Source organism: Roseobacter cerffii (assembly GCF_054226325.1).
In genome coordinates this window covers 2,989,136-3,015,515 of record NZ_CM135757.1, presented here as the reverse complement: position 1 = coordinate 3,015,515, position 26,380 = coordinate 2,989,136, and the positions used below count along the sequence as shown (strand labels likewise).

20 protein-coding genes and 1 tRNA gene are annotated in these 26,380 nt (G+C 55.8%); 11 read left to right on the top strand and 10 right to left on the bottom strand.

Features of this window, described 5'->3' with window-relative positions; genetic code table 11:
* Positions 1-9: 9 nt before the first annotated feature.
* The 3 genes from ACVC7O_RS14635 to ACVC7O_RS14625 all read left to right on the top strand — a co-directional run bounded on the left by ACVC7O_RS14635 (position 10) and on the right by ACVC7O_RS14625 (position 3,432).
* Positions 10-1,488: a type IV secretion system DNA-binding domain-containing protein gene (locus tag ACVC7O_RS14635; protein ID WP_458322851.1), complete on the top strand. Its 1,479-nt coding sequence runs from the start codon at positions 10-12 to the stop codon at positions 1,486-1,488.
* Between the two features lie 88 nt (positions 1,489-1,576).
* Positions 1,577-1,939 carry a plasmid mobilization protein gene (locus tag ACVC7O_RS14630; RefSeq protein WP_458322850.1) on the top strand — a complete coding sequence of 121 codons (363 nt, stop codon included), beginning with the start codon at positions 1,577-1,579 and terminating at the stop codon, positions 1,937-1,939.
* A 47-nt stretch (positions 1,940-1,986) separates the two neighbouring features.
* The gene (locus ACVC7O_RS14625) at positions 1,987-3,432 is read left to right on the top strand and encodes a relaxase/mobilization nuclease domain-containing protein (RefSeq protein ID WP_458322849.1); all 1,446 of its coding nucleotides are present in this window, start codon (positions 1,987-1,989) and stop codon (positions 3,430-3,432) included.
* Positions 3,433-3,447: 15 nt separating this feature from the next.
* On the opposite strand, the gene ACVC7O_RS14620 is transcribed toward ACVC7O_RS14625, so the two are convergent.
* The gene (locus tag ACVC7O_RS14620; protein ID WP_458322848.1) at positions 3,448-4,011 is read right to left on the bottom strand and encodes a metallophosphoesterase; all 564 of its coding nucleotides are present in this window, start codon (positions 4,009-4,011) and stop codon (positions 3,448-3,450) included.
* Between the two features lie 70 nt (positions 4,012-4,081).
* Here ACVC7O_RS14620 and ACVC7O_RS14615 point away from each other — a divergent pair, with 70 nt between their 5' ends.
* Positions 4,082-4,312, top strand: coding sequence for a hypothetical protein (locus tag ACVC7O_RS14615; RefSeq protein WP_458322847.1), 231 nt, complete (start codon positions 4,082-4,084; stop codon positions 4,310-4,312).
* A gap of 88 nt (positions 4,313-4,400) precedes the next feature.
* Here ACVC7O_RS14615 and ACVC7O_RS14610 read toward each other — a convergent pair whose 3' ends face one another.
* The 5 genes from ACVC7O_RS14610 to ACVC7O_RS14590 all read right to left on the bottom strand — a co-directional run bounded on the left by ACVC7O_RS14610 (position 4,401) and on the right by ACVC7O_RS14590 (position 17,535).
* The gene (locus tag ACVC7O_RS14610) at positions 4,401-10,355 is read right to left on the bottom strand and encodes a DEAD/DEAH box helicase (protein WP_458322846.1); all 5,955 of its coding nucleotides are present in this window, start codon (positions 10,353-10,355) and stop codon (positions 4,401-4,403) included.
* Positions 10,348-11,844 carry a hypothetical protein gene (locus tag ACVC7O_RS14605; protein WP_458322845.1) on the bottom strand — a complete coding sequence of 499 codons (1,497 nt, stop codon included), beginning with the start codon at positions 11,842-11,844 and terminating at the stop codon, positions 10,348-10,350. Before ACVC7O_RS14605 ends, ACVC7O_RS14610 begins: the two co-directional genes overlap by 8 nt.
* Before the next feature lie 584 nt (positions 11,845-12,428).
* On the bottom strand, positions 12,429-14,819 hold the full coding sequence (locus tag ACVC7O_RS14600) for a hypothetical protein (RefSeq protein ID WP_458322844.1): 2,391 nt from the start codon (positions 14,817-14,819) through the stop codon (positions 12,429-12,431).
* Positions 14,820-14,990: 171 nt separating this feature from the next.
* On the bottom strand, positions 14,991-16,793 hold the full coding sequence (locus tag ACVC7O_RS14595; RefSeq protein ID WP_458322843.1) for a DNA cytosine methyltransferase: 1,803 nt from the start codon (positions 16,791-16,793) through the stop codon (positions 14,991-14,993).
* Positions 16,794-16,941: 148 nt separating this feature from the next.
* Positions 16,942-17,535 (bottom strand): helix-turn-helix domain-containing protein, encoded by a 594-nt coding sequence (locus ACVC7O_RS14590; protein WP_458322842.1) that lies wholly within the window; start codon positions 17,533-17,535, stop codon positions 16,942-16,944.
* A gap of 45 nt (positions 17,536-17,580) precedes the next feature.
* Here ACVC7O_RS14590 and ACVC7O_RS14585 point away from each other — a divergent pair, with 45 nt between their 5' ends.
* Both ACVC7O_RS14585 and ACVC7O_RS14580 read left to right on the top strand, forming a co-directional pair.
* Entirely contained in the window at positions 17,581-17,877 is a 297-nt protein-coding gene (locus tag ACVC7O_RS14585) for a hypothetical protein (RefSeq protein WP_458322841.1), read from the top strand.
* A gap of 359 nt (positions 17,878-18,236) precedes the next feature.
* Complete coding sequence (locus ACVC7O_RS14580) at positions 18,237-19,247, top strand: tyrosine-type recombinase/integrase (protein WP_458326100.1); 1,011 nt, start codon at positions 18,237-18,239, stop codon at positions 19,245-19,247.
* Between the two features lie 15 nt (positions 19,248-19,262).
* On the opposite strand, the gene ACVC7O_RS14575 is transcribed toward ACVC7O_RS14580, so the two are convergent.
* Positions 19,263-19,336, bottom strand: a tRNA-Cys gene (locus ACVC7O_RS14575).
* Between the two features lie 146 nt (positions 19,337-19,482).
* Here ACVC7O_RS14575 and ACVC7O_RS14570 point away from each other — a divergent pair.
* The 3 genes from ACVC7O_RS14570 (at position 19,483) to ACVC7O_RS14560 (ending at position 22,321) form a co-directional block, all read left to right on the top strand.
* The gene (locus ACVC7O_RS14570) at positions 19,483-20,136 is read left to right on the top strand and encodes a protein-L-isoaspartate O-methyltransferase family protein (RefSeq protein ID WP_458322840.1); all 654 of its coding nucleotides are present in this window, start codon (positions 19,483-19,485) and stop codon (positions 20,134-20,136) included.
* Between the two features lie 46 nt (positions 20,137-20,182).
* Positions 20,183-21,625 (top strand): TolC family outer membrane protein, encoded by a 1,443-nt coding sequence (locus ACVC7O_RS14565; RefSeq protein ID WP_458322839.1) that lies wholly within the window; start codon positions 20,183-20,185, stop codon positions 21,623-21,625.
* Between the two features lie 69 nt (positions 21,626-21,694).
* The gene (locus ACVC7O_RS14560) at positions 21,695-22,321 is read left to right on the top strand and encodes a hypothetical protein (protein WP_458322838.1); all 627 of its coding nucleotides are present in this window, start codon (positions 21,695-21,697) and stop codon (positions 22,319-22,321) included.
* A 33-nt stretch (positions 22,322-22,354) separates the two neighbouring features.
* Here the strand turns inward: ACVC7O_RS14560 and ACVC7O_RS14555 are convergent, their stop codons facing one another.
* Complete coding sequence (locus tag ACVC7O_RS14555; RefSeq protein ID WP_458322837.1) at positions 22,355-23,824, bottom strand: cobyric acid synthase; 1,470 nt, start codon at positions 23,822-23,824, stop codon at positions 22,355-22,357.
* Positions 23,825-23,888: 64 nt separating this feature from the next.
* On the opposite strand from ACVC7O_RS14555, the gene ACVC7O_RS14550 reads away from it, so the two are divergent.
* Entirely contained in the window at positions 23,889-24,467 is a 579-nt protein-coding gene (locus ACVC7O_RS14550; RefSeq protein ID WP_458322836.1) for a cobalamin biosynthesis protein CobQ, read from the top strand.
* A 54-nt stretch (positions 24,468-24,521) separates the two neighbouring features.
* Here the strand turns inward: ACVC7O_RS14550 and ACVC7O_RS14545 are convergent, their stop codons facing one another.
* Positions 24,522-24,842, bottom strand: a complete 321-nt coding sequence (locus ACVC7O_RS14545; RefSeq protein WP_089420757.1) for a DUF6280 family protein — start codon at positions 24,840-24,842, stop codon at positions 24,522-24,524.
* Between the two features lie 220 nt (positions 24,843-25,062).
* On the opposite strand from ACVC7O_RS14545, the gene efp reads away from it, so the two are divergent.
* A complete protein-coding gene (gene efp, locus ACVC7O_RS14540; RefSeq protein WP_458322835.1) occupies positions 25,063-25,626 on the top strand; it encodes an elongation factor P in 564 nt (187 codons plus the stop codon).
* 12 nt (positions 25,627-25,638) lie between these two features.
* Here efp and ygfZ read toward each other — a convergent pair whose 3' ends face one another.
* On the bottom strand, positions 25,639-26,379 hold the full coding sequence (gene ygfZ, locus ACVC7O_RS14535; RefSeq protein WP_458322834.1) for a CAF17-like 4Fe-4S cluster assembly/insertion protein YgfZ: 741 nt from the start codon (positions 26,377-26,379) through the stop codon (positions 25,639-25,641).
* Position 26,380: the final 1 nt, after the last annotated feature.

Sequence of the window (26,380 nt, the reverse complement as noted above, 5' to 3'; positions counted from 1 at the left end):
GGGCAAACCATGATCACCAAAGAAGAAGCCGAAATCGCGCACATTGAAGGCGTCGCCTATCAGCGGCAGTATCGTCATTTCATCCTTCGATTTCTTTTGCTCCCGTGCGGCGCGCTGCTGACCATCGGTTTTCTGATGGAACCCCTGGGTCAGAATGATCCAAGCGGCTGGCCAGGCGTCTTTCTGATGTTTCTGGGAGGCCTGTTTTCAGTCATCTTCGGCGTCGTCTACTTGATGGTCTCGCCAGCTACACCGAGCGTTCAGAGGGTGCACAAGGGCGGCGCGCAAGTCAGCCGCCAAGAGCGGCCGATGGAGACCGAAGGCGTTCCTCTGGGCAATGTCGCCATGCCCAAGGAGCTTGAGCCGCTCCATACGCTCATCGAGGGAGCCACGGGCACCGGAAAGACGCAGTTGCTAAAGAGCATGGTCGCCTATCTGAGAGACCGAGGAGACACGGTCGTTGTTGTCGATACCGGCTACGACATGTGGACGTCGTTCGGACGACCGGACGACATCATTCTGTCGCCGTTCGACCCCGCCTCACCGGGCTGGTTGCCGCAAAACGAGGTGCGCTCTCCTGCCGATTGGTCGGCTCTGGCGCAATCGTTCATCGGCGACGGCGCTGGCGAAGCGCAGCAGTGGCACGCGATGGCCAAAGCGATGTTCGCGGCAACGGCTCGCGGTTACGAGCGCATCGTAAAGGACGCGGGCGAACCGTTCGATCATCAAGAACTCTTCCATCTGTTGACGGGTGCGGACGCGGAGGCGCTTGCGCCGTTTATCCATGGGACCTCAGCGTCTTCGCTTGGCGTGAACGACAAGGCACTCGGGAATGTAAGGATGACCTTCTACGAGACCTTGAAGTTCTGGGAGCACCTGAAACCAGGCAGCTTCTCGGTTCGCGAATGGGTCGAGCAGGGCCAGGATCGCCCTTCGATCTTCATTCCCTACCGAAAACGCGAGTTGCCAGAGTCCAAGAACCTCATCTCGAGCTGGCTTGATCAGATCATCACGACCGTCTGCGATCTGGGGGAGAACCGCGACAACCGCGTGTGGATCATAGTTGATGAGCTGTCCGGGCTGGGTGAAATTCCGTCACTCAAGACAGCCGTCACCGAGCTTCGGAAGACCGGCTTCCGGGTCGTCGTCGGCATCCAGAACTATGAGCAGGTCGAGCATCTCTACGGTCGCAACGGCGCAATCACCATCACGAACAGCCTGTCGAACAAAGTCATCCTGCGCGCGACAGACGCCATGTCTGCCGAGCGCCAATCGAAACTGATCGGCGACGCCCGCTTTCAGGTGATGAAGCTGGGACAATCATCCGCCGGTGACGGCAAACGTTCCACGAACCGATCCGTCAGCGAGGAAGTGGCACGCGTAGTACTTGCGTCCGAGATCACCTCACTTCCCACGCTGCAAGGGTTCGTCAAACTGGCCGGGCAGGAAACGACGTACCTCACACCCATACCGGTATATCAGTCATGACCGGCCGCAGGGTTAGAGTAGCAAGCATAGTTTTTGTAAACAAAAACGCTTGTCGCTGCGCGACGCTGGCCGCGTGTCGAGGCCTGTTATGAGTGATCTGCGTCAGCCAATCGGACGCCCAAAGGCCGCGCCTGGTGAGGCACGTGTGGTGGTGGTCAGCGCTCGGCTGACCACCTTCGAGCGAGCTGGCGTCGAGGCGAACGCGGCGCGGTCGGGGCTATCGCTGTCCGACTATTGCCGCCGGGCAATCCTTGGTCATCGGGTCACTGCATCGACCGAACCGCAGCAGATCAACACCGAAGCCTTGGTCGAGTTGAACCGCGTCGGCGTGAACCTCAACCAGATCGCCCGTGTCGCCAATCGAGGCGAGCCGCTGCCACGCTTATTCCCGGAGACACTTAGCGCAGTGCTGGCGGCCGTGGAGCGCCTGGCAGTGGGGAATGATCCATGAATTGCAGCTTTGCCGATCACGCCCCCGGCCTCAGCTTCAAGGGAGCTATGGACTACTACCTGCATGACCGGAAGGAGCCTGGTGAAACGGAGCATCGAACAAGCTCAGATCGGGTTGAATGGACCTCGATGCGCAACCTCGCGACGGGCCGCACCGACGTTGCGACAGCGATCATGATTTCGACCGCCAAGGATGCCAACCGCCTGAAGCAACAGGCAGGCGTGAAGGCGGCCGGTCGCAAGGCCAAAACGCCGGTGAAGACCTTCGCTCTGTCGTGGCATCCCGACGAGGCCGCATCGCTCGACCGGGCCGAGATGGAGCGCGCGGCCAATCAAGCGCTCAAAACCATTGGCATGGAGAAACACCAGGCGATCATCGTCTGCCACAACGACACGCGCCATCCGCATGTCCACGTTGTGGTAAATCGGGTGAACCCTGAGAACGGCAAGCTAGCCAAATGCGGGCCCAACGAGAACCGCGCCCTGGATCGTTGGGCTTACGAGTACGAGCGAGATCGCGGAAACATCGTGAGCCCAAACCGGGCAGCCAAGCATGAGCGTCAGGATCGGCTTAGGCAGCGCCACAGCACTGACGAACGACGCGACTATGTCCGACGAATGCATGTGCAGCGGGAAGACGGCAGCCGGACGAAAAACCTGCGGCAGCGTTCCACAGAGCAACGGGCGAGGCACAAACAGGAGTGGGCGGACCTCAGCGCGCGCTATCAGTCAGAGAAGCGCAACCTGCGTGATGCTTGGCGTGCAAAGTTCCGCGACGCGCGCAGGGAGTTCAACAAACAGCATAGGGGCCTTTGGAAGCAGTACGGTCGTGACAAGTGGCGTCGAAGAAGAGAGTTCGAGAAGCTCGACAGAACGTTCTATGGGAGGTTTTCTCTTTCCATCCAGGCGGCTCAGATGCAGCGCGCGTCGGGCGAAAGGGATTTCAAGAAGACAGGTCTGGCGCGGCTCACATGGATCAATCTTCGGAACCCCGAACTGCGGAACGCGACAATTGGGGCTTTGGAGAAGCAGGACCTAGAAGCGTTCAAGCGATGGCATGATAGGCCATTCCAACCAAAGCTGAAGAAGCTTCAGCAGGCGCGCTCGCAGGACTACCGCGATGCCTACTCTCGCTTTCAGGCAGATCGCAGCGATCTATTTGCGCGGCAGCAAACTGAGCGCAGTGAGCTTCAATCAATGTGGCGGGGCAACCGCAACGAGAACGGCGGACCAGCTCGAAGAATTAAGGGGCCAGCTGACCGGGAAGACACTCGAGCTTTGGTTGCGCTTCGAGCAGGAATGCAAGGAAATCCAATGACGAACCAAGCGCATGTCGCTGAATTTACTAAGGGAGCGTCGGCGCGAACCGAACGATCCTCTGAGACCCTACATGGTGGGTCAAGTGTCCAATCAAAGGCTAAAGACTCGCTCTCAGCAATGCGTACGCGATCTCACAGGACTCATGAAAGAAGATCGGAGGAGCGCGAGCGTTGAGTCAGAGCCCAAAAATCATGTTAGCTCTGCGTTGCGCTCAACGTCCGACCAGTGTGCGTTTACCGGCAACGTTCGGGCTCTCTGTTCAATATCACGGAGGGTTACGGGCACATATCCCCAGACGTCAACGCCGACGTTCACCGCGTTTCGGCTTCCTCTCCACTGTTCGTGGACATGTCCAAACAGGTGTAGCGCGCCCTTGCGAGCGCGATGCCAGGTAATCATGGGATAGTGGCAAAGCACTGGAGGAGGTCCTTTGCTATCTGCTACCTCTGTCAAGTGACTGATCGAAGTCCAAGGCAGCTCTTGCGTCGCTTCGCCGTCATGATTGCCGACAACTAGGTGTTTCTCAGCTCCCGGCAGGCGCATGAAGAGGTTAGTGAGCCACTTCTTGTCCTTCGCTTTCGGTCCAAAAGCAAAGTCGCCAACGACCCAGAGCGCATCTTCTGGGCCGACGCGAGACGAGAGGTTTTCAAGTAAAACGGCATCCATGTGGTTGGCTGATTTGAACGGACGGTCGCAGTGCTTGATTATGTTTTCATGGCCGAAATGGGTGTCGGCTGTGTACCAATTCGTCATTAGACTTCTCTTTGCCTCGGCGAAGCTTCGCAACCCAAACGCAAGAACACAAGCGCTCGGTTGACCCGCGTTGTCCAACCTGCAAGCCTTTCAGCAAGCCTTTCAGCAAGCCTTTCAGCAAGCCTTTCAGCAAGCCTTTCAGCAAGCCTTTCAGCAAGCCTTTCAGCAAGCCTTTCAGCAAGCCTTTCAGCAAGCCTTTCAGCAAGCCTTTCAGCAAGCCTTTCAGCAAGCCTTTCAGCAAGCCATTGTATCGCGTCTAACGTACAGTTTTCGATTGGTGTTAAGCCAGTCTACCAATTGAAAACGTAGTTGCGGGCCAGCCTATGCTTTGTTCAAATACTTAACGAAGAAGCAACCTTAGCCTTTGAACCTACGCCGTGTGAATGAATTCAGCGTCCAGATAGTTCACGCTGAATCAGCCCCAAAACTAATGTCGGGCGTCTGGCCAGATCAAAAGCATCTACTGTGATGACCTTTCGGGCCGGGATGTCGAAAGATACCTCTCTTCTCCAAAGCGAGTGAAAGGGCACAACAGCTACATCGTTTTCGTCCAGGGCCAACCATGGAAGACCGTGGCTGGAGCGTCTAACCCCATGATAGCGGCTACCAAAGTAACGAGAGAGACGGCGTAGTGCACGTTCTTGGAGGTCCGTCCAGTAACGGAGCTCCGGTGTTTCAAAAACTCCGTCAGCTCCGGCTGAGTAGTTCGGATCAATGAACGCGCGCAATAGCGAGATTCCGGACCTCCAGTCCAGTAGCCCATGTAACCTTCGGTTTCCGTAGCGCTGAATGCACCTGTAGCAGGCCCCGTCGCAAACCATCAAATGCTCCTCGTCAAGGGCTGCAGACAAAGGCCAAGCACCTTGATCATCGACAATTGAGCGGATCGTCGGAATGACGTTGGAGACTCCATCTTCGAAGAGCTGTCTAACGAAGCCAGAACCGTTTACTAGTTCGTCTGCAATTTGTAGGCTCGGTCGTCTTTTTTCTCCACTTATCAGTACCTTCGGGGCTAGAGCTTCAAACTCACCGGGGTCTGTATCCAGATCCAGTGTTGCACGAAGAACAAGAATTTCCGTAGCAGAGATGGCAGCTGCCCTTATTGGAGTCGCGTCTTGTCGACGCTCATCCACGCCGCCGACGTCCATTTCATTCAGCCTTAGCGCATCGTTTAACTCAATTGGTGAGAGCGCCAACGCGTTCGTTACTTTTGATGACGCAAGCCAGAACCGTTCTAAAGACTGCTCCTCGTCGGGGTGCTTCCATCGTGGAAACGCAACATTCTTTCTCGAAATTGGCGTTTCTCTCGCTAGGTCCTCAAGAATTGATTTTTCGATCACCTGCTCCGCAAGGTCAAAACCTATCGACCTCCCGTTCGAGCGAACCTGCGCCACGCCACGGTCCTCGACAAGAGTGGTGTCAAAACCCTCATTGATAGGATTGCCATTTTCGTCAGTGCTGCGTGGGCCCTTATTCAGCCGATGAACTCGACACTGACCATCGAAACGCAATTCCACGTTGCCTTCAAACCGACGATCTGAGTCTTTACTGGCTTCGGAAACAACTTCGAGCGGATGGACGATGGAGGACAAATCTGATGCAGTAGCACGAAGTTCTGTTCGATACGCTGCTGGAGACACACAAAGGGCACGCTTGCCTGTAAGTTTTTCGCTGCATACGGGGCAGTCCTTCTCCCCGCTCGTTGTCCAATTGCCGCAATGAGAACAACCCGCAATCCGATATGTCTCTTCCGTCCAATCACTGAAGGTTTTCATCGTTTGGAAGTTGCTGGAGCCACGCGTGTGATCTAGGCGAGGGTCGCCAAGTGTTGGAGTAAAACCAATGCACCGATAGTCAGTCTTGTCGACAGTGAGTATGGAGCCGGGGGCAAACTCTTGCACAGCAACGTCTTGATCGCGATCAAGCGTTTTCCACTCAACCGCCTGCTCATCATAACTATTCTTGCGCGTACCGAGATACAGAAGTCGTGCTCGAGTTGGCATACCATAAAGTGGCAACAACCCCGCCTCTGCTAGTGCGCTAGCAAGGCCCTTGGGATCATCTACATGGCTTTTTTCCAAGGTCTGAATGTCATCAAGAATTCTTTCCTCGCTAAGTTGAGACAGCAGAGTTTCGAGCTCGATTTTGCAAGCCGTGGCCAATTCCTGCCCAATTCGGTTCCGGTAACTGAGAGTATTCGTGAGCTCAGTTCCAAGCTCAGCTCTTAGTTGGCCATCGCTAAACCATCTCTCACACGAGACCATTTCACCGTGGATGTCAGGAGGGAAAACACTGTCACCAGGCCACTCCTTGGCGATCGTACCATACTTCTCGCGCAGCTTCTGAAAAGCGCGACACAGCCAAGCTTTGCGAAGAACTCGCACTGGAATATCGACTAACCCCCGCGTTAGGAACGGAGGCGGCGGCGGGTCAGCTGTCATAGCTTCGGGGTTTCGGTAGTAGTGAAGGTCATGTGAATTTGACCGACAAACCGTCAGCACTGTTGCGAAGGCCTGACCGCGCCGTCCTGCCCGGCCGACACGCTGCTGATAGTTGAAACGGCGCGGCGGCATGTTTGCCTGCATAACCGCCTGAAGAGAACCGATGTCGACACCGACCTCCATCGTGGTAGTCACGTTGAGAACATCAATTTGCTGTGCGGCACGGCGTATTGCGAATGCCTCTTGGGACTCAGCTGCAACATCCCGAACAAAGATGCCCTTAAAGTCCCGCAATCTTCCCACGGTGTCCGATATTTGAGCAGTCAACTCCTCTGATCTAAGGCGGAAAGGTTCGACGCCTTCCACAACTCCACGAGCGGCGCGTCGGCCAAGATGGTTGTCTTCTGAAAGATCAAGGGCTTTGCCAGATGCTTCGTTCGGCAACACTTCTCGACATCGGGTGCAGCGTCCATCGCCAGTATGTAAGTGATTGCGGCTGCATTTGGTGCAACGCCAGTACGACGCAGCTTCAGCAACTGGCCTAAAATGAAGGCGCGCCACTTCAATGTAACCGTTCTGGTGACCGTTTTCCTTAAGCCAACCCATAAACTCAGTTAGCGTCTGTTTTGAAGATGGATCGCGTACACAGAAGTCTCTTATCCTTGGATGACTGAGAGCAGCATCGACGTCGCTCCACGCCCGACTTCGGTCGTTGTCATTCCATTGATCGGGTCTGACCCTATAGCAATCAGCAAAAATCCGAAGCCAGGCATCGAATTTCTTTTCTCGTTCGCCATAGCTCCCGGTGGGAAAAAGGCTCGGCCAGCCAAGGCCGGTTTCTTCTACAGCGAAGTAGGTTCGGCTAAACAAGAGATCTGTTGCGGCCCTTGTATGATCATCCCAGACTTGCCCTTGAGCTTCGCGACGTCTCTCCGCCGTTAGATACTCGCCCTGAGCCTCCTTCCACCTCATTTCTTCCTCGGCAGTTTCGAACCATTCGAACCAATCCAGATTACCAAGTTTGCCACGACCGTTTCCGCGTAGAGGATGAATGCCAAGGCTGATCATTTGCTTAGTTACGGGGCGCAGCGTTGGGTTATCGCCAAAGTCCTCTTTTTCAATTTCAAGGATGTCTCGTAAACGCACCGCGAGTTTTTCGCTGCCTTCTGCAATGCTTTGCGCACTTTGCAGTGCCTGCAGTTTTTCTGATAGTGATCTGATAAGGCTATAGTTTTTTTCATCCAGCGCAGTCTGAATCTCTGCTTCGACCCTTTCGATTACACTCTCATCAACCGGTTCTGGCAGCGCTCTTTTGGCTTGATCTACCATGAGTTCACGTTTGACGTCGGCATGATGTTCGCGCTCAAGAGAGACGGCAAGACGTGCAGCATCTCTGCGCGCATCTGAGAATGCAACAAGTCGCCCGTCACCACCTTGAGAACGCAGCGCTGAGACAAATTCGCTAGCAAGAACCTGCGAAGCCTTTTCGAAGCCCGTTCGAAAGCTACGGACAGGAGACAGCCGACTTTCTCGACGAGCGCTGCCTTTGATCCTGCGTGGATGGTAGTCAGTTTCGCATCTAGGGCAAACGTATGGTACGGAGGTGCCGTCTACATTCCCATTCCGACCATGAGTATCAGGTTGCCTTGCATCCAGCGAACCTGCCCGGTCGCGGCCACTGTCCAAGCCCGGCCTTCGAACCAGTAGGTAGCCGGGCACGAGGTTTATGTCATCTTCGTTCCCCGTTGCTCGTGAACCATTCACGTGTACGGAACCCGTACGAGCATCGAGGACTCCAGAGACCCAATCGTAGTCTATTCGTAGTGTAGCAGGCTGCCTGGTCGTTGGCCAAAAAAGGATTTGGTCTGTATATGACATGTCCTCAAAGCGACCTGCCGCGCCCCGTTCTGGAAGCCCTTCCAAATCTTCGGGCGAAGGTAGCAACCATTGAATGTTTTGATTATGGCCTGCTTCTCCCCTGCGTCCTCCGAGAAAGAGTTCACCACAGGCCTCGCAATATAGAGCTTCAAACATCCGCTTCTGACCATCTTGCGCGAACCCTTGGCCCTTTTCGAAGCTTGCATCTGAAAACGCGATACCTTCAGCTGGGTTGTCTTGGACTGTGCAATACAAGCCATCCAGATTTCGGATGAATTGATGAATTCGAAACGATGGTGACGCCGCAACCGCGGAACCTGGCGCGTAGCTCAAAAGGTTCTTTGCTGTATCGGGCCAGTCCGGTAACGACCGCAGGCGCATTAAACCACGCAAAGCTTCGACGTCAGGCGTGGCAAAAACCGCATTGGCCAGCTCACTGACTGTTTTTGGTCGATCTGCGCAATGAGCTGCCAGGGCCGCTCCTGCTTGTGCGACCGCAAGATCAAGATCACCACCTGCGTCCAGTTCACGGCTCGCTCTTTCGACAGTTTTGACTAGCTCGTCACTATCTACGCCATTGGTCAGTTGTAGCTCAGAAAGCGCTCTAAAGGGCGTGCAGTCGAGATGACCAGATAGCCCTGCGGGTATTAGCTTTTTGCCTTCGACAATGCTCTCTGACCAAGCCGTGCGACCACCTGCATCTGCGCCTGGGGTACAAAACGTACCGAAGGAACCAAACATGCCATCAAGGTATTCTAGACTTGCCTCTTTCCCGTTCTCCATCGGAAGGGAGGCGCTGGATGCCAATATGCGAAGCTTATGCTTGTTGGCGGGTTCGTTGAACCCGAGGCGTTCAAACAAAACCCGAAGGCTCCCCGCGATTTCAGCTCCTGCTGATCCTCTAAGAAGATGGAGTTCATCCAATACAAGGTGAAATCTTGCATCATCGTTCTCGGCAATCCACTTTTTGGTTGCGTCCAATATTGGCGAGTCCACCTCACGCACAAGCATGGCGTTCAGCATTGCATGGTTTGTCACAAGGATATCGGGCGGGGCGAACTGCATGTCCCACCGAGAAATAAGCTCGTTGCCGTCCGTCGCAGGAAATGCATATCTGTCCGAAAAGTCGGGTTCGTGACCTTCAAGTCTTTCTTCCTCGAGATGCTCTCGCACAGCGCTCTGAGCGTCTCTGAATACACGAAGCTCTTCCTTTAGTCGCCTACGTCGCTTGCTTTCCGCCCTTTTGCGAAAATCGCTGCGGTCTCTTGGATGTTTCTCAAAGTTTGCAACCGGCGTTTTGCCGTTGTAGCGCCCAAAATAGATGCGATTGCCGCTGAGACGGCGGTCCATGGCGGCTCGTGCGTCAGGTGAATCCAGAGTTTTTCTAAGGCGCGCCACTTGATCTTCTACCAGAGCATTCATCGGGTATAGAACAAGCGCTCGGACGGCTTTGGGACGTTCGGCCGGTTCGTGCTTTCGCCTCGGAGAATACCTCCCGCCATCCTCTAGCCACTGGTCAGGATGGGGCTCAGGCGGACAAGCAGGCCATGACATGGCCTCGCGCACTATCGTTGCCAAAATCGGGAGCATAAAGCTCTCCGTTTTTCCTGAGCCTGTTCCTGATGTCACAATGCCAGGTGTGCCGTCGGTCAAACCGCGACGTGTCATCTCCAACTGATGTTCATATGGCTTGTAAAAACTTGTGCGCCCGGCGGGTGAGCCCGGGTCGGCCGTTCCGTCAAATAGTCCGCTCAGTGCCAGTTCGATGAAAGCTTCGCGCGCTTTAGGTTCCAGACCCGGCAACCAGTGTTCGCCTTCGACTCCAACCAGGTCCTCCAACGCTAAACTACTTTGTTTGTATCGTGGAACCATTTCAATTATTGCTTCGCGAGCAAATGGTTCATCTTCCTGCATAAGGCGTCGACGTTGGGTTGCTAATGATTTGTCATCAATTCTGAACGCGGTTTCTGCATATGCCAAAAAGTAACGCCGAACCTGTTCTAAACCTGCAATCGGATCAAACATCAGAGAGTTTCTTTCCTAAGACTGCTGCGATAGTCGCAGGGAGTTCTCGTTCGCCTGACAAGACACTCGAATGACAAGCGACGATCTCGTTAACCATCTTCTCGACCTCCGCTTCATCCAATCCCAATGACTGATCGGCAACTGCACGAAATCGCACTAATCCCGCGTTCATTTCTGGCGGAACGTCCGCAGGGGACTTCTTTAAAAAGGCCATCCTAGCAGCGTTGACACTTTCCTCTGTAAGCGGATCGTATTCGAGCACGCAAGTTTCAACAGGCAGATCGATTGGAACCTGGTGCGCAGCATCATCAACAGTTTGGATAATGGACGAAATCTGATTTGAAACCAAGTAGTTTGGGTGCGAGGTTGATCCAGGCGAAGCAATAACAAGTACATTTTCAGGGAGGGTACGTGTACTTCGTCTTCGACCGCCGATGGCCTCAATCCAGAAAGTGGACGGCGCTGCTAACAAATTAACAAGTTCAAGCACAATGAAGCGATTTCTCGAGGCTGAAAGCGCCTCCATAGCTTCATTCAGCTGCTTGTTGGCAAGCAAATCATTGATGCTCAATAGGCTTGGATCGCAATGAACCTCTATGTGAATCGCACCAATTGTCGCTGAAATCGCTTCTGCAACACCGCGAGCGATCTTGTCATTAACAAGAGCTACAAACCCGGCTTTTGTAGCGCAAAACGTTCTGCTTAAGTCTTCAAAGCTGAGACCTTTAGTTGCAGCCGCCTCGCGTAGAGCGTCTTGCATTTCCTGTTGTGTTTTCAGGTTTCTACCGACTGGCCAAGAAACCGAGGGAGTACCGTGTCTTTGAGCGCCGAGATTTAGACCATTGGTCTCCATGTCTTGACGCACGATCTCAGCAACTGAACGCCTAAAGCTATCCAAATCGAGCATCGCCGCAGCAGCTATCGCCTGCGCATCAGTTGTCCTGCTTTCAAAATTGCTGATTTCCTCTGACACTTCGTTCAAGCGCAATTTCAACTGTTCAGCGACTTCTTCTGATGCTCGAAGCGCTAGGGCCGCTTCAGCTTCTGCGGAGGCGCGTTTCTGAGCCAGCTCTGCGTCTAGTGAACTCAGTTTCTCGGAGCGTAATCGGCTAATCTCTCGACGTTCAACGTCGAACCAGCCAGCACGTCTCAGGGTTAGCTCGAGTATTGATCCCTCCAGGCCCCCGTCTTCGGTGACCTGAGCCAAGCTCCGAAGTCGGCGTACGACCTCTGGGTCGATTTTTTTGTTGAGGGCTAATTGGTCGATCAGTTTCGCTATGGCCTCTCCATCAGGTGCTTCCAGCTCTCGCAAGGTGCGGCTAAGTGGGCCCAGGTCGCCTAGAATCTCATCTTTGCTACGCAAATCCAGAAAATCTTCGGCGGCGCTCACTTTTTCAAGAGGTGCAAGTATGTGCAGTTTCCCGACCCGCAAAGGGGGCCGCGTGCTCTCCACTCTAACTAACGGGACAAGCCCAGAAGGTGGTTCCATCACATCCACCCACAGATCATCAGCAAACCGTATTAGGTCAGCCCGAACTCCGAGGTGCAAGTCTGCCGCTGCATCTTGAATCGTTTGCGGGTCTGGTGATGTTCCTAAATCTAAGCCAACCACCCACCGATTGGGTGCACCCCCAATGTATAAGCAGTTGTTTTGGGGAACTCCGTGCAATTCCTCACCAGTAAAACTTCTCTTTTTTCTCAAATGGATAGGATCATTTTGTGACGCGCTATCCTTGACGAACGGGTCAAACCTCGCCCGTGTAGACATCGAGTTTTGAGGTTTTGTTGGGGCACTACTTGTTAGAAGAGCGCTCTGCGTTGAAAGACCATGTATTGAAGGGACGAGGCCCTCTAGGCCCCCGTGTGCTAAGCTGGTTGATGGTAAAGGCGTATCGTAACAGTCAACCGCGTACAGTCGGCCAACTTCCAAGTTGGGCCGTTCTCCCAAAACCAAGTCTGGCTTTTGAGATTTGGGCAGTCTGCAGGGGTTCCCCTTGCTGTCGAGAAGCGCCAACGTCTCAACCACCCCATCAGATTTGGATAATCGAAATACAAGAAAGCGCTGACTACTTTTCACCTTACCCACCAAATTTGACCGTCGACACCTATTGGGCGTGTTCTTCCGGCCTTTTTGCTCACGGACACCCAAGCAGGCTCTCTTGGCTCGAGACCTCCGACAACTGGGCATACAGCAGCGATTGCTTCTGCAGCTGCTTTGTCACATGGATATACATAGCGTTCCATACTGCCATTAGCTTCAGTATACATACCTCCACATTGCAGGGTGCGCAGTCTTAACCAGCGAGACCACGCCGCAGGAAGAAAGCGGCCTGGTCCGGCAGTCCATAGCAATCCGTCTTTCCAACTAAAAACCTTCGAACCAGTGGCAGCCGCGGAGTGCAGTTGCGCAGTTGTCTTTGAGACGTGGATATCTGAATAACCATCCAATTGAGCGCTCCATCGAGGAGGACCCTTAGAATCCTTTCGTTCCAGCCGTCCTACGCCAAATTGCGTGAACATCGGTTTGTAGAGCGACAAGTCGGGATCATCAGCTAGCGATGAGATCGATGGCGGCTCAACGTACGTCTCTGTGTAGAGGGGAACACCGGTTTCCTTAAACAGGCTATCGCGATGCTCTTGCTGCATCGAATCAACAACATAGCAAGGCGGCGCGAGAATTTTCTTGCAATCAAAAATCAGCAACCTTCCGCCAAGTCTTTCCGCTGTTGCGCCAATCCCTTTAAGCAAGTCCTCGCAAAGCATACCGTCTAAGAGCAGCTGGTCCCCTCTTTCGACAAATCGAGTGGAACGAGGTAGGAGGGCCTGCGCGCAAGTTCCATGGCGCCAAACCGGTTCAAACCAACCAGAGTTAACAAACGACCTTAGAAGCGCCCAGCAAACTTCAGGGCGGTTCGGAGAAACGCGTTTGATCAGTTCGAATGCTTCGCCCACTCCAATGCCTCGGACCGAGCGCGCGTACAGCGCCTCGCCAAGTGAAACTATCAACTCATCGGTCGTTCTAGCTGTCGGTTCGGGCGCGCTTGGCAATGGTCCTTTAACGATGGGCAAAGTTTCTCTCAGCGCGCCGTCGTCGTGTTGAGCTTCACCAACCCTAAACTCGCGGAATCTCCGAAGTGGATGTCGTTGTGCCCGTCCAGCCGCTGCCACTTTTAGGCACGATGTCTTACCTCCTGCAACGATCTTTAGATCGATTGCTCCATCTAACCTCGAAACAATTGGACGCTGATAGCCATCGGTATCAGTCTCTTTCTCCAACTCTCCTCCATCGAGGAAAAAAATTATCTCGTTTGAATGCCTAGAGCGATACCATGGCACGAAAGGGTAGCGGTGTAATACTCGCCGCCCAACGCGAATACCCTCTTTTCTCTCGACTGCGCCGATCCTCACTGGATACAGATTAGCAGCTTTCCTCTTTTCGACCGATTCTGCCAAATGCCACGATCCACTTCCTACCGGTAGTATGGCTTCAGGCGAACTAAGCTCCCCTTGACTTACGTCAGTGGTTTCCTGCTTCAGCCATTTATCTGGATGCTGATCTGCGGTGCACTCCACCCAATTGCCGAAACCTTGATCAGTGAGCCCGATGATTCCGGTTCGCCAAGCTTTCGAAACGGCCTTACTCGGTGACTTGAATTCAGTTGGATCATCCCTTTGCTTATGTTCACCGGATGGAAATTCCTCAAACAAGGCAAGGCTGGGCGGGAAGTCATCTGTAGTCCGAACCGCCAATCGTGATCTCGTCGCGAGATGTAGCCTTTCTTCTTCTACGGTCCGCCAAAACGGAGTTTGATAAGCGTCTGGGTCCATCTCTGATGCAAGGTTTTTCCAGTCGATGAAGTGTTTGCGCATTGCACCTGAAACCACATCAATGTTCTGCAAGCTAATCGACAGCCGAGTGTCTGATCGGTGCTCTTCAGGTATCCTTTGGATAGCCGCTCGGATTGATCTTCGGTGGACATAGAGAGGGAACACCAGTGCTTGATGTGTGCCAACTAACCGTCGAGAGCGCGGCACGGTCGGGAGTACCAACTCTACCCCATCAGTCTTGAGTTTTTCGCCTAGTTTTGACCAGAGCGCTGGAAGACCAATAAGGCTCGAAGTTACATCAAACAATGCAAGTAATTTGTCTCGTATGTTGTGCGAGTGGTCACTTTCATCCAAATGCCATTGCGCCAGGCAGACCATTAAGATGGAAAAACATACTGTTTTTACGTCTGTCCCATAGTTGGGCCCATCGAGATACCACTTAATGTGGTATCTTTTTGGTCCGTCGCCTTGGTCCAGTCTTTCATTTATCAATTTGACCAAGTCCTCGGCACCATACTGGCGAGCAAAGGCTGCATTTGTTCCCTCACTAAACCTGATGGACGTAATCCGATGATCCACAGCTTGTTCTAAGAAGAAACTGTAAACGCCGCTGTAAATATCGCTCTTTTCATTCATTTTAAGATCAAATCAAGAAACTGTACCTAGCGTGTCTCCAGCTTTGTTCCTGAACGCGTCTACATAAACTCAAGGTTGACCAAACTTGCGTCCAAATCGAGGAACAAAAGCCCACCTCTTGGAGGTAATCGTGGATTGATCGACCGCAACTCAACAGGGTCCACTTTCTGCTCATATGAATTCAGTTTTGGCCTGGTCTGTCCGTGCAATTGGTCCAGATATGGGTGTAGCCACTGCGTCAATTCGGTCCAAAATGATAGGAACAACGGGGGAAGAATTGTCTGCTGCGCCCCATCTGATCCGTTCGGTACTCTCGCACCACTCTATCGACGCAAAGTTTTCTATTCCACGATCAGAGGCAAGCCTGGCTAATTCGACGAGTTGCTGACCAAGAACAGCTAGTGGAGTCTGAATCCAACACGCGCCGCTCAATGACTCAACCGCTCGAAGCAGATGCAATAGCACTGTTGTTCCGTCTGTTTCAGCGGCGGTATCCAAAACAAAGACGGTCTCCTCTGGGCGGCTCCTTGACTTTGGTTCGACAGATATCCAATCTTCCAAAACTTCATCGAACAAAGCCAAATCGGCCAATGGTCTCATCTCATCACGCCTTCGATAGCGACGCTGTCGCTCAATCTCAGCTGGTTCGCGATGGTACTGTGTAGTGTGATCTGGCAGTGACTCGGGCGCTGGCCCCCAACCAACAGGCCAGAAGGTCGAGCCCCCGTATCCCTGGCGTCCCGACTTTGATGCACTGCGGCGCGTGCGAAAACGGCTTGTCATCGGAGGCAGCTTTTTGTCACTTCCAAGGACTTCTGGATCAAGCCGGGCAGGGGTTCCCTCCGAACTGTTTTCATCAACTAAATAGTTGATAAGTTGTGCCATTGCGTAAGGAGGTACAGCGTTGCCCACCTGACGATACTGCGAGAGCCTGGGCCCGAGAAACTGAACGTCGTCAGGGAATCCCTGAAGCCTTGCACCTTCTCGTACAGTAAGAACTCTATCATGTGTTGGGTGAATGAAGCAGCCCGAAGTGGGATTCGAAAAACTTGCTGAGACAGTGTAGGCTGGGTTATCCCAATGAAGCCGCCCATACACCGTGGCGTAGTCAGTCATCCTCACCCTGCGAAGTCTCTCGGGCAACAGACCGCACGGGATGTCCTTCCAATTGCCACCTTCTGGGATACTAGCGATACGCTGGATGTTTAGCTCCGAGGTCTCGGCCGACCAATGATTGTGAATAATAGTGGACTTACTTCGAAGGACCTTTTGATACTCGGTAGATGCACCACAACTAACGGCAGTAGCTTCGCCGTCATGTTGCGTCGGAAGGTCGCGAAGGTCACTAATCGCGGCCTCCACAGTCAGATAGCGTGGAAGTTTGCCCTCATCAGCATCTATGAATTTTGCTTTTGGGAACGATTTTCTCCCACCGTTGGATTTCCAACGAGCCACAAGAAAAAAACGATGGCGTAGCTGCGGAAGTCCTAACTCTGCAAGGTTTAAAACGTCAGCAAAAACTCCGTAGCCTTCACTTTCAAGTAGCCCAAAGATATCGCGGACAATTCTTTTGTTATGCGAGCCATAGAGAATACCAGGAACATTTTCCATTATTACTGTCTCTGGCGGGCGATTCAGGGTGATCAGCCCACGCAGCAGTCGGGCAAAATGAAAGAACAAGTGGTTTCGCTTGTCCAAAACATTGAATGAGCCCATTGTGCTGACTGCTTGGCAAGTTGGTCCGGCAAATAGATAATCAATTTTTGTTAATGACCCGTATTTGACTATGTCCTCGGCACTTACGGTGGCGACATCTGCACATTCAACGTAGGCCTCGGGGTGCGCTGCCTTGAAGGTGCGTGTTGCGTGTTTGTCGATGTCCAGTGCATACCGCACGCTAAGGTCGGGCAATGCCATTTTTGCGCCGACCGACATACCACCCGATCCACAAAACAAGTCAATTGCGGTTTTCATTCCCGAATCCAATAGGTCACTTCTTTCAAACGTCTTCCCGAAATTACCAGCCTCAGTGCCTCGCCGTTCACTGAATTGTTTGGCGTGCTTCCGTCAAGGCAGAAATGCGGCACCTCAACTACCATTGCTTATGTCTCTACGACTGCTATCACAGTTCTTTCTCCAGAAGGTGCTGTTCTGATAATTCCTCCATTAAGCGTTTTGCGACATTGCACAAATTTTTCTTTGTTTTCTTTAGTGTAACCGGCCAGTTGGCAGTTTCCGAGGCGACATATGCACGGATGTCTTCATGTGATGCACTCGGATACTCTGCACTGCAAGCACGGTATAAGTCTATCGCTGTACGCGCGTCATCGAGCCGAACTGCAACTGTTGCAGGTTCGGGCGACAGCCCAAAGACGTCAGATAATTCGATGTCTCCTCGGGCCACTATGCGCTCTAACAGATCGCCGCTAACGGAACGCAGCCCCTTTTCATAGTTGTACAGAGCTCGTCGAGTAATGCCGAATTGGACCGCAAAGTCGGCCTGAGACAAGCCCAGAAACTTTCGGTAAGCTCTTAAGCCTCTGGCAATTGATAGGTTGCGCCTAGAGCTGACTAGCGCTCTTTGCCTGTTGGAAACTTGCTTTTGTTCCACCGAGTCTTCCAAAGCCCTGGTTTGACGCTTTGCCGCCCAGGTGGCTCGCCTGCGCCGTTTCGTTGAAGCAAATTTAAACACGGGAGAGGCTGGTTTGTCTGCCATACGATTTCCATAATGTGCACGTTTGTTCTCATAGTGCAGTTAGGTTTGGATGAGAAGCAGTTCTGGCTGGAACTATGCGATTGGGTGGAGAAACCTGAAGAAAGCTGGCACAAGGAGGCCAATCAAGTGAATACGCTCGATGAAATGCTGACACCTGAAGAATGGTGTCGAAAGCTAAGCAAGCTGGGTGCTTCAGTTTCGCCAAGGGCTCTTCGATCCAAGGCTCGAGAGCATGGCCAGTTCTACTCTTTAGGTCGCGCGATGCTTCTGAGCGCAGGACATGTCGAGACTATCATGAAGTTGGATGCTGCGGGAACACAGCAGACGAGGCAGCGAGGCTAATCCTGTGGGAGTTGGTGCACATAGCATTCAGCTAGTCTCATCGGATGACTTGGCGTCTGCCCTAGGCTTCGCCGCGCCCAACGATGCTTTTCGAGGTTTCTGCCGGACGTTAGGCATAACGCCGATACGCCGGAATCCAAATTATTTTGACCCAAAACTGGTCCGTCTGCGCCTCGATGAAGCACAAGGCCTTCAAACCATCCTTGACCACAGCAACGGCGAGAATGACCTTGTAGCTGCGAGGAGGGCGAGACGTGCCGCGCAGTAGCCTGCCGAAAGGAGTTCATCGCGTTCGCCGCGTAACTACCGAAGGCAATCGGTTCCATTTCTACGCCTGGAGAGGCGGGCCAAAGTTTTGGATGGGAACAGTGAAAGAACCGCGCGACCCTGAGTTTCTTATCGCTTTCGCCGATGTGGCCAAAGCGCGGTCGAGCACTGAATACATGACGTCGGAATTGGTGGATGATTTTCTAGACAGCACCGCAATGCCTCAGGGTGAGCGAACACGGGCCGACTACAGGAAGTGGGCCTTACGATTTGCGCAGGAGTTTGCGGACGATCCTGCGAAGCTTTGGGAGAATCCCAAGTCACGTGGCGAACTCAACGAGTGGCGGGCTAAATGGAAGAATTCGCCAAAGCAGCATGACTATGCGGGCACGGTAGCGGTGCGCATACTCAACTGGGCTCGGGACGAGGGTAAGATTGCTGCACACTACTGCGACCGCCTTCACCGCATATACACCGTAGATCGAGCTGAAATTGTTTGGACAGACTCGGATCAGAGGGCTTTCAAAGATATTGCACCGCAGTGGGTTAGGCGCGTACTGACTTTGGCCTGTGAAACAGGCCTTCGGCCCGCCGATCTAGTTCGCCTTACGCGTGGAAATGTCGAAAGCTTTGATGGGATGGACCGCTTCAGGGTCCGAACGCAGAAGCGCGGTCGTGTTGCACACATCCCTGTCACACCAGAACTTCGGCAGTTGATTGATGAAACACCTGTGGATCAGCTTGTTTTGTTGGTCAATGACCGAGGCAAGCCGCTCCGACCAACGTCAGCCAGCCGAGCTATCACGCGCTACCGTGACCGTATTGCCGACAAGCTGAGCGATACAACGCTGCGCCTACAAGATACACGCGGCACGGCAGCAACGAGGCTCCTGCGCGCGGGTCTGGGCCTCAACCAAATCGCAAATCACATGGGGTGGTCACTTCGATACGCGGCCGCTGTCATCGAGCATTATGCCGCCGTTTCGCCTGCTGAGAGCGCGGAAGTCCTCGACTTACTGGAGCGCGAAAAGCAGCGCCGCGAGGGCAAAACTGTAAACGCTATTGTAAACGCCCTAGAAGGGGCAAAAAGAGGAGACAGTTAAGTGCTTGAAATTAAATGGAGGCGAGTACCGGAATCGAACCGGTGTACACGGATTTGCAATCCGCTGCGTCACCACTCCGCCAACTCGCCTCGCATGGTGTGCGCGCAGTGCTATCCCATTCGCAAGGGTGCCGCAAGTGTCACAAACCAGCAAAATCCCACGTATGAGCGTTGCCGGATGCCGGTGAATGTGGCACATCTGCGAGGTAAGTAACTGAACGGACGAGTTTAGCCACATGACCGATTTCGCCGCCCGCCGCACGATGATGGTAGACACGCAGGTCAGACCCTCTGACGTGACGAAGTTTCCGATCATCGATGCGATGCTCAGCGTGCCCCGCGAGACCTTTGTACCCGCCGCACAGCGCGAGGCGGCTTACATGGGGGAGAACCTCGATCTGGGCGGCGGCCGGGTGATCCTGGAGCCGCGCACGCTTGCGAAGATGCTCGACGCGTTAGATGTCGCGAACGATGAACTCGTCCTCGATGTGGGGGCAGCACTTGGCTATTCCTCCGCTGTGATCGCTCATATGGCTGAGGCCGTTGTTGCCGTCGAGCAGGACGAGGATATGGCGCGCGAAGCGCAAGACGCGCTCGCCGAGGCGGGTGTCGATAATGTCGTCTTGCACGTGGGGCCATTGGCCGAAGGTGCGGCCCAACACGGGCCCTATGATGTCGTGATCGTGCAGGGTGCCATCGCCGAACTGCCAGCTGGCCTGCAGGAGCAGATCAAAGAGGGCGGGCGCGTTGCTTGCCTGTTCATGGACGGTGCGCTTGGTGAGGTGCGAGTCGGACACAAGACGGCCGGCACGCTCTCGTGGCGCATGTCGTTCAACGCAGGAGCGCCCGTGCTGCCGGGGTTTGCCAAGGAAGACGTTTTCGAATTCTAATTCACTCAGAGGCCCGGGCAGGGCGGATACAGAAAGAGGCATTACAATGTCCCAAGCAAAGACAACCAAGCGGCTGGCGTTCTGGTGCCGTGGCCTCGCCATGTCGGCGGGCTTTGTGGCTGTGCTCGCCGCACCGATGGCCAAGGCAGAAACCCTCGCGGACGCGCTGGTCGCGGCCTATAAAACCAGTGGTCTGCTCGATCAGAACCGCGCGCTCTTGCGGGCGGCGGATGAGGATGTGGCAACAGCCGTGTCCGCGCTGCGGCCCATTCTGAACTACAGCGCGAGCCTGAGTCGTGATTTCGGCGACCGCCGGTCCTTTACGACCACGGGTGGCCAGACCGTCAGCAATTTGGAATCCACCACCGGCACCATTGGTCTCGCGGCCTCCTTGCTGCTGTATGATGGGGGCGCCACCTCGCTGGGCGTGGATGCGGCAAAGGAAACGGTCCTGGGGACTCGTCAGCAGCTGATCAGCCTGGAGCAGAGCGTGCTGCTGCGCGCGGTTTCGGCGTATCTGAATGTGATCGCCGCGCGCGAGTTCGTGTCTCTGCGTCAGAACAACCTGCGGCTTCTGACCCAGGAATTGCGGGCCGCGCAGGACCGCTTCGAGGTGGGTGAGGTCACGCGAACCGACGTGGCGCAGGCGGAGGCCAGCTTGGCCGAGGCGCGCAGCGGTTTGGCCACCGCGCAGGGTGATCTGCTGCAGGCTGAAGAAGAATACCGCAATGTCGTTGGCAATGCGCCCGGCAACCTTTCGGCGCCGCCGTCGCTGCCGCGGCTCGAGACCAATGTGGAGACGGCCCGTGCGCGCGCGGTGCAGAGCCATCCTGATCTGCTGGCCGCCCAGCACTTCGTTGCCGTGTCCGAGCTCAACATCATGCGGGCGAAGGCGGCGCTGAAGCCCACGGTCTCGGCGGTAGGCTCGCTCGGGCTGACCGAGAACTTTGGCAACAGCAACTACACCCGGTCGGGCGATATCGGCATTGAGCTGAGCGGCCCGATCTATCGCGGGGGCGGGCTGTCCGCCGGTATCCGCTCTGCGATCGCGAATAGAGACGCGCAGCGGGGCAATCTGATCGAAGTCCGCAAGCAGGTCTCGCAGGATGTGGGGTCCGCCTATGCCGCGCTGGCTGCGCAGCGTGCGAGCTTGCAGGCCAGTGAAGAGCGTATTCGGGCGGCGCGCATCGCCTTTGAAGGGGTGCGGGAAGAGGCAACATTGGGCGCGCGGACCACGCTCGACGTTCTGGATGCCGAGCAGGAGCTGCTGGACGCCGAAACCTCGCGCATTTCCGACCAGGCCAACCTCTATGTCGCAGCCTACGCGGTTTTGCAGGCCACCGGGCGCTTGACCGCGCGGGACCTGTCGCTGGGCGTGCAACAGTATGACCCGAATGCCTATTACAATCTGGTCAAGGATGCGCCGGTGCCGTCCTCGGCCCAGGGCCAGCGGCTCGATCGTGTGCTGCGCGCCTTGCAAAAGGAGTAACGGTAGCGATGGACCATTGTACGCTTTCTATACCGGGGGTAAGATAGTGATGCGTAGATTTGGGGTATTATGTCAAAACCGGTTACAAACTCGGACATGGAAGACGTGTTATCGTCGATCCGTCGTCTGGTGAGTGATAACAAGTCATCCCCAGCGCCCCGTACCGCGCCAGATCTGTCGGACCGTTTGGTCCTGTCTCCGCAACAGCGTGTCTCTGACATGGATGTCCTGAAACTGCGGCCTGCGGATGCCGTGCATGTGCCTGTCGCGGAGCCACCGGCTGCAGACGCATCCGCGCAAGGTCGCAAAGGTCCCGCTGCACTCGGGCTTGATGAGCTTTCGGAGAAGATCGCCGCGCTGGAGACCGAAATCGCCAAGACGGCGGATCAGTGGGAGCCCGACGGGACTGGCAGCGACGATTATGCAGGGACCCAATCGCCTGGCATGGACTGGCCCGAGGCCGCTGATCTGGATGGTACGGGCGCGCCCCAGGGCACGGATGTTCAGACAAATGAGCCAGCGCATGAACAGCCCAGCGACGACCAGCTGTTGGATGAGGCCGCCTTGCGCGATCTGGTCGCTGATATCGTGCGCTCGGAACTGCAAGGGGCGCTCGGTGAACGGATCACACGCAATGTGCGCAAATTGGTGCGCCGTGAGATCCACCGCGCCTTGGCGGCCCGCGATCTCGATTGATCCAGCGGCCCGCGCGCTGGCCTAAAGCCGAGGCTAAGGCTTATCCGACGGCGTTTGCGCGAGGCTGAGAAGCAGGTCCAGATCCATGTGCTTTTCAAGATGATCGGCCAGATCATCCAGTGTCTGCTCGACCTGCGCGTCATAGGCCACTTGGGATGTCAGACCGAACTGCGCCAGCCACGCCTTTCGAAAGGCGTCTGACGTGAAGATGCCGTGCAGGTAACAGCCCTGGATACGGCCATCCAAAGCGCTGGCGCCTTCAGGTCGCCCATTCACCTCAAGCCAGGGGTGCGCGCGGTCCGGCCCCTCGGTATCGCCCATATGGATCTCGTACCCATCCACCGGGGCACCGCTGCTGAGATGCAACGCCGTGCTGAGTTTCAGGGTCTTGCGCGGGTGCAGCACCGTGTCGACGTCGATATAGCCCAGACCCTCGGCCTGGCCCGCAGGGCCTTCGATGCCTTCAGGATCCGCGATGGACTTGCCAAGTATCTGGTACCCACCGCAGAGGCCCAGCACATGTCCCCCGCGCCGAACGTGCGCCGCAATGTCAATGTCCCAGCCTTCCCGGCGCAGAGCCTCCAGATCGGTCAAGGTAGCCTTGCTGCCGCCAAGCAGGATGACATCGGCCTCGACGGGCAGGGGCTCTCCGGGTGGCACGATGACAAGGCGCACATTGGGTTCAGCGGCCAAGGGGTCGAGGTCATCGAAGTTCGAAATCCGCGGCAGTTGCGGAACCGCGATGGTCAGGCCACTGCCGGATGAAACAGCCCGTGCGGGCAGGTCGGCCACGTCCTCGGCGGGCAGGTGCCCGGCGGTCGCAAACCAGGGGATCACGCCGAGACAGGGCCAGCCGGTGCGGGCGCAGATATCATCTCGGCCCTCGTCAAAAAGCCGCACGTCCCCCCGGAACTTGTTGATCACAAAGGCCTTGATCAGGTGTTGGTCATCATCGTCCAGCACGGCCTGCGTGCCAACCACCTGTGCGATCACGCCGCCGCGATCGATATCGCCCATCAGCACCACGGGTACATGCGCCGCAGAGGCAAAGCCCATGTTGGCTATGTCTCGCGCGCGCAGGTTGGTTTCGGCCGGGCTGCCCGCGCCTTCCACCAGTACCAGATCACAATCCTGAGCAAGGCGGTGAAAGCTCTCGAGCACGAAGGGCAGCAGCCTGTCTTTGGCCTGACCAAAGGTCCGCGCCTCCTGGTGCCCAAAAACCTGGCCCTGCACGATGATCTGCGCGCCCGTGTTGGACTGCGGCTTGAGCAAAACCGGATTCATATCAGTGTGCGGCGGCACGCTCGCCGCCTTGGCCTGAAGTGCCTGCGCGCGTCCGATCTCGCCCCCGTCCAACGTCACGGCCGCGTTGTTCGACATGTTCTGTGGTTTGAAGGGCCGCACGGACAGACCGCGCCGCGTGTAGGCGCGCGCAAGGCCTGCGACGATCACCGACTTGCCGACATTGCTGCCGGTGCCCTGGATCATGATCGCGCGCGCCATCCGCTGCCCCTCTTTCCGTTTCGGGCAACCTGACGCATGATCAGGCAAAGGAAAAGGAGCAAAGATGAACACGCCGGCCCATTTGCTGATTGGCGCGGCCGTGATGGGGCGCAAGGGCAGCCTCGCCGTTGTCTGGGCGGCCTTGCTCGGGGCGCTCCTCCCGGATCTGTCGCTCTACCTGTTGGCGGGCGGCGCGCTGTATCTCTTTGAAATCCCACCTCAGATCGTCTTTGACGAGCTTTACTTCTCCGACACATGGCAGACGATCTTTGCCATCGACAACTCGTTTGTCGTCTGGGGCGCACTTTTTGCGCTGGCGCTCTGGTACGGCGTGCCCTGGGCGACTGCTTTGACCGGCGCCGCGTTGCTGCACCTCTGCCTCGACTTTCCCCTGCACCACGACGATGGTCGCGCGCATTTCTGGCCGCTCTCAGGCTGGGTGTTCGAAAGCCCGCTGAGCTATTGGGACAGGGATCATGGGGCCATGTGGCTGGCGCCTGTCGAGGCCTTTGCTGCCACGCTTGCCGCAATTGCCCTGTGGCAGAGGCGCTTTGGCTGGGGGATGCTGGCCCTCGTGGTGCTCTTGCTCATGGCCGAGATCTGGATTGTCCGGCAGTGGCTGTTCTTTTTCACCGACAGCTGACACGACAAAAGCGCGCCCGGAGGGACGCGCTTTTGTCTATTCTCAAAGATGAGATCAGGCAGCTTCGGCTTGCTGGGCGGCGTTGCGACGCTCGGATTCCTCGCGCGAGAGCGCGACCGAGGTGCGCACCCCTTTGCCCACGAATTCCATCAGGCCGGACACAACCCGCTCGTTGGGGTCGATCCCGGCACAGCTGAGCACTTCGCGCCCGTCGCGCGAACGCGCCCAGCGGGCGATCTGTTCTGGACCATTGCCATACTTCTTGTCGTCCGCGATGGCGTCGTCCAATGCAGCCAGTACCACAGCTGCAAAAAGTTTACGTGCACGGTTGCCTTGCTCGTTGTTAAAGGCCGTGCCGTCAACGAAATCCTTCATTCGTCGTCCTTTCCATTATTCTTGCTCTTGTCTTTCCGGCGTGACGCTCCTTATGGCGGAGTTGAGGCGATTCGGATACCCTGTAAATGCATGGCATGTATGCAGATTGCGCATAGCGTCCCTGTGCCGCACCACGAGATATCGCTGTCTTGTCACCACCCATCCGGCTAGATATAGGGAGCGTCAACAATTCATCAACCTTTCGCCACGGTCCGGTCAAATGCCTAAAATCAATGGAAATGAAATCCGTCCTGGGAACGTCCTGGAGCATAACGATGGTCTTTGGGCCGCTGTCAAAGTGGATCATGTGAAGCCCGGAAAGGGCGGGGCATTTGCTCAGGTAGAACTGCGCAACCTGCGGAATGATTCCAAATTGAATGAGCGGTTTCGCAGTGCGGACAAGGTCGAGCGGGTGCGTCTGGAGCAGAAAGACCAGCAATTTCTCTATGAAGATGCCGGTCAGCTGGTCGTGATGGACACTGAAACCTACGAGCAGGTGCAGCTGCCTGCCGAGCTGCTGGGCGAGCGCCGCCCGTTCCTGCAAGACGGCATGACCATCGTGGTCGAGTTCTACGATGACGAGGCCCTCAACGCCACGCTGCCGCAGAAGGTGACCTGCAAGGTTGTCGAGACGGAGCCTGTCGTCAAAGGCCAAACGGCGGCGAACTCCTTCAAGCCCGCGGTGCTGGACAATGGTGTGAAAGTCATGGTCCCGCCCTTCATCGCGCAGGACGAGGACATCATCGTGAACACCGAGACGATGGAGTATTCGGAACGCGCCTGACCTTGTGGGCGCTCAGCCGTCGCTGCGTGTGACGGTGGCCGCGCCCGCCGTCATCTCTCCCACCGCGCGATCATAGCGCAAGTAGGCGATGCCGGCATCATCGGTTCGGCTGAGCAGCGTGCCCGCGACCTTTCCGTTGGCGGTGATCTCGGTGCCTGTCTCCGCCTCTCCCGAGATGCGCACCTGCGCCAGCCCCTTGCGCAACTCGGTCTTGTGCTTCATCCGCGCAGTGACCTCCTGGCCCACGTAACAGCCTTTCTTGAAATCCACGCCGGACAGCCGCTCGAACCCTGCTTCGAGAATGAAAGTGTCGGGGGTCAGCTCGACGCCCGTTTCCGGGATCAGATGCTCCACACGGATTGCCGTCCAGTCGGTGCTGTCATCGGTCTGGGGATTGTCGCGATAGGCGCGCCAGCCGAGCGCCGCGTGGCGCGGGTCGGCAAACCCGTCCTCGGGGGGGGCGCCCAGCCCGCGGTGCAGGTGCAAAGCCGCAGGTTCAATCGCCACATCTGCCCGCAGCTTGTACATGCCCAGCCGTTGCGTGAGCGTGTCGCCGAGGCTTTCGGCCACATCCAGCAAGATGCCGCCCGGCGCATGGGCCAGGAAGAAATCGGCAATATATTTACCTTGTGGCGTTAGGAGAGCCGCATAGACGAGGCCATCTTCCAGGCGATCGATGTCATTGGTGATCAACCCTTGCAGGAATTCCCGCGCGTCCGGGCCAGATATCTGCAGGATGCGACGTTTGGTCATG

Excerpts from the sequence above, each read along its gene's own strand:
- ACVC7O_RS14635 (WP_458322851.1), top strand. The coding sequence starts at position 10 with ATGATCACCAAAGAAGAAGCCGAAATCGCGCACATTGAAGGCGTCGCC.
- ACVC7O_RS14630 (WP_458322850.1), top strand. The coding sequence starts at position 1,577 with ATGAGTGATCTGCGTCAGCCAATCGGACGCCCAAAGGCCGCGCCTGGT.
- ACVC7O_RS14625 (WP_458322849.1), top strand. The coding sequence starts at position 1,987 with ATGGACTACTACCTGCATGACCGGAAGGAGCCTGGTGAAACGGAGCAT.
- ACVC7O_RS14620 (WP_458322848.1), bottom strand. The coding sequence starts at position 4,011 with ATGACGAATTGGTACACAGCCGACACCCATTTCGGCCATGAAAACATA.
- ACVC7O_RS14610 (WP_458322846.1), bottom strand. The coding sequence starts at position 10,355 with ATGTTTGATCCGATTGCAGGTTTAGAACAGGTTCGGCGTTACTTTTTG.
- ACVC7O_RS14605 (WP_458322845.1), bottom strand. The coding sequence starts at position 11,844 with ATGGAACCACCTTCTGGGCTTGTCCCGTTAGTTAGAGTGGAGAGCACG.
- ACVC7O_RS14600 (WP_458322844.1), bottom strand. The coding sequence starts at position 14,819 with ATGAATGAAAAGAGCGATATTTACAGCGGCGTTTACAGTTTCTTCTTA.
- ACVC7O_RS14595 (WP_458322843.1), bottom strand. The coding sequence starts at position 16,793 with ATGAAAACCGCAATTGACTTGTTTTGTGGATCGGGTGGTATGTCGGTC.
- ACVC7O_RS14590 (WP_458322842.1), bottom strand. The coding sequence starts at position 17,535 with ATGGCAGACAAACCAGCCTCTCCCGTGTTTAAATTTGCTTCAACGAAA.
- ACVC7O_RS14580 (WP_458326100.1), top strand. The coding sequence starts at position 18,237 with ATGGGAACAGTGAAAGAACCGCGCGACCCTGAGTTTCTTATCGCTTTC.
- ACVC7O_RS14570 (WP_458322840.1), top strand. The coding sequence starts at position 19,483 with ATGACCGATTTCGCCGCCCGCCGCACGATGATGGTAGACACGCAGGTC.
- ACVC7O_RS14565 (WP_458322839.1), top strand. The coding sequence starts at position 20,183 with ATGTCCCAAGCAAAGACAACCAAGCGGCTGGCGTTCTGGTGCCGTGGC.
- ACVC7O_RS14560 (WP_458322838.1), top strand. The coding sequence starts at position 21,695 with ATGTCAAAACCGGTTACAAACTCGGACATGGAAGACGTGTTATCGTCG.
- ACVC7O_RS14555 (WP_458322837.1), bottom strand. The coding sequence starts at position 23,824 with ATGGCGCGCGCGATCATGATCCAGGGCACCGGCAGCAATGTCGGCAAG.
- ACVC7O_RS14550 (WP_458322836.1), top strand. The coding sequence starts at position 23,889 with ATGAACACGCCGGCCCATTTGCTGATTGGCGCGGCCGTGATGGGGCGC.
- ACVC7O_RS14545 (WP_089420757.1), bottom strand. The coding sequence starts at position 24,842 with ATGAAGGATTTCGTTGACGGCACGGCCTTTAACAACGAGCAAGGCAAC.
- efp (WP_458322835.1), top strand. The coding sequence starts at position 25,063 with ATGCCTAAAATCAATGGAAATGAAATCCGTCCTGGGAACGTCCTGGAG.
- ygfZ (WP_458322834.1), bottom strand. The coding sequence starts at position 26,379 with ATGACCAAACGTCGCATCCTGCAGATATCTGGCCCGGACGCGCGGGAA.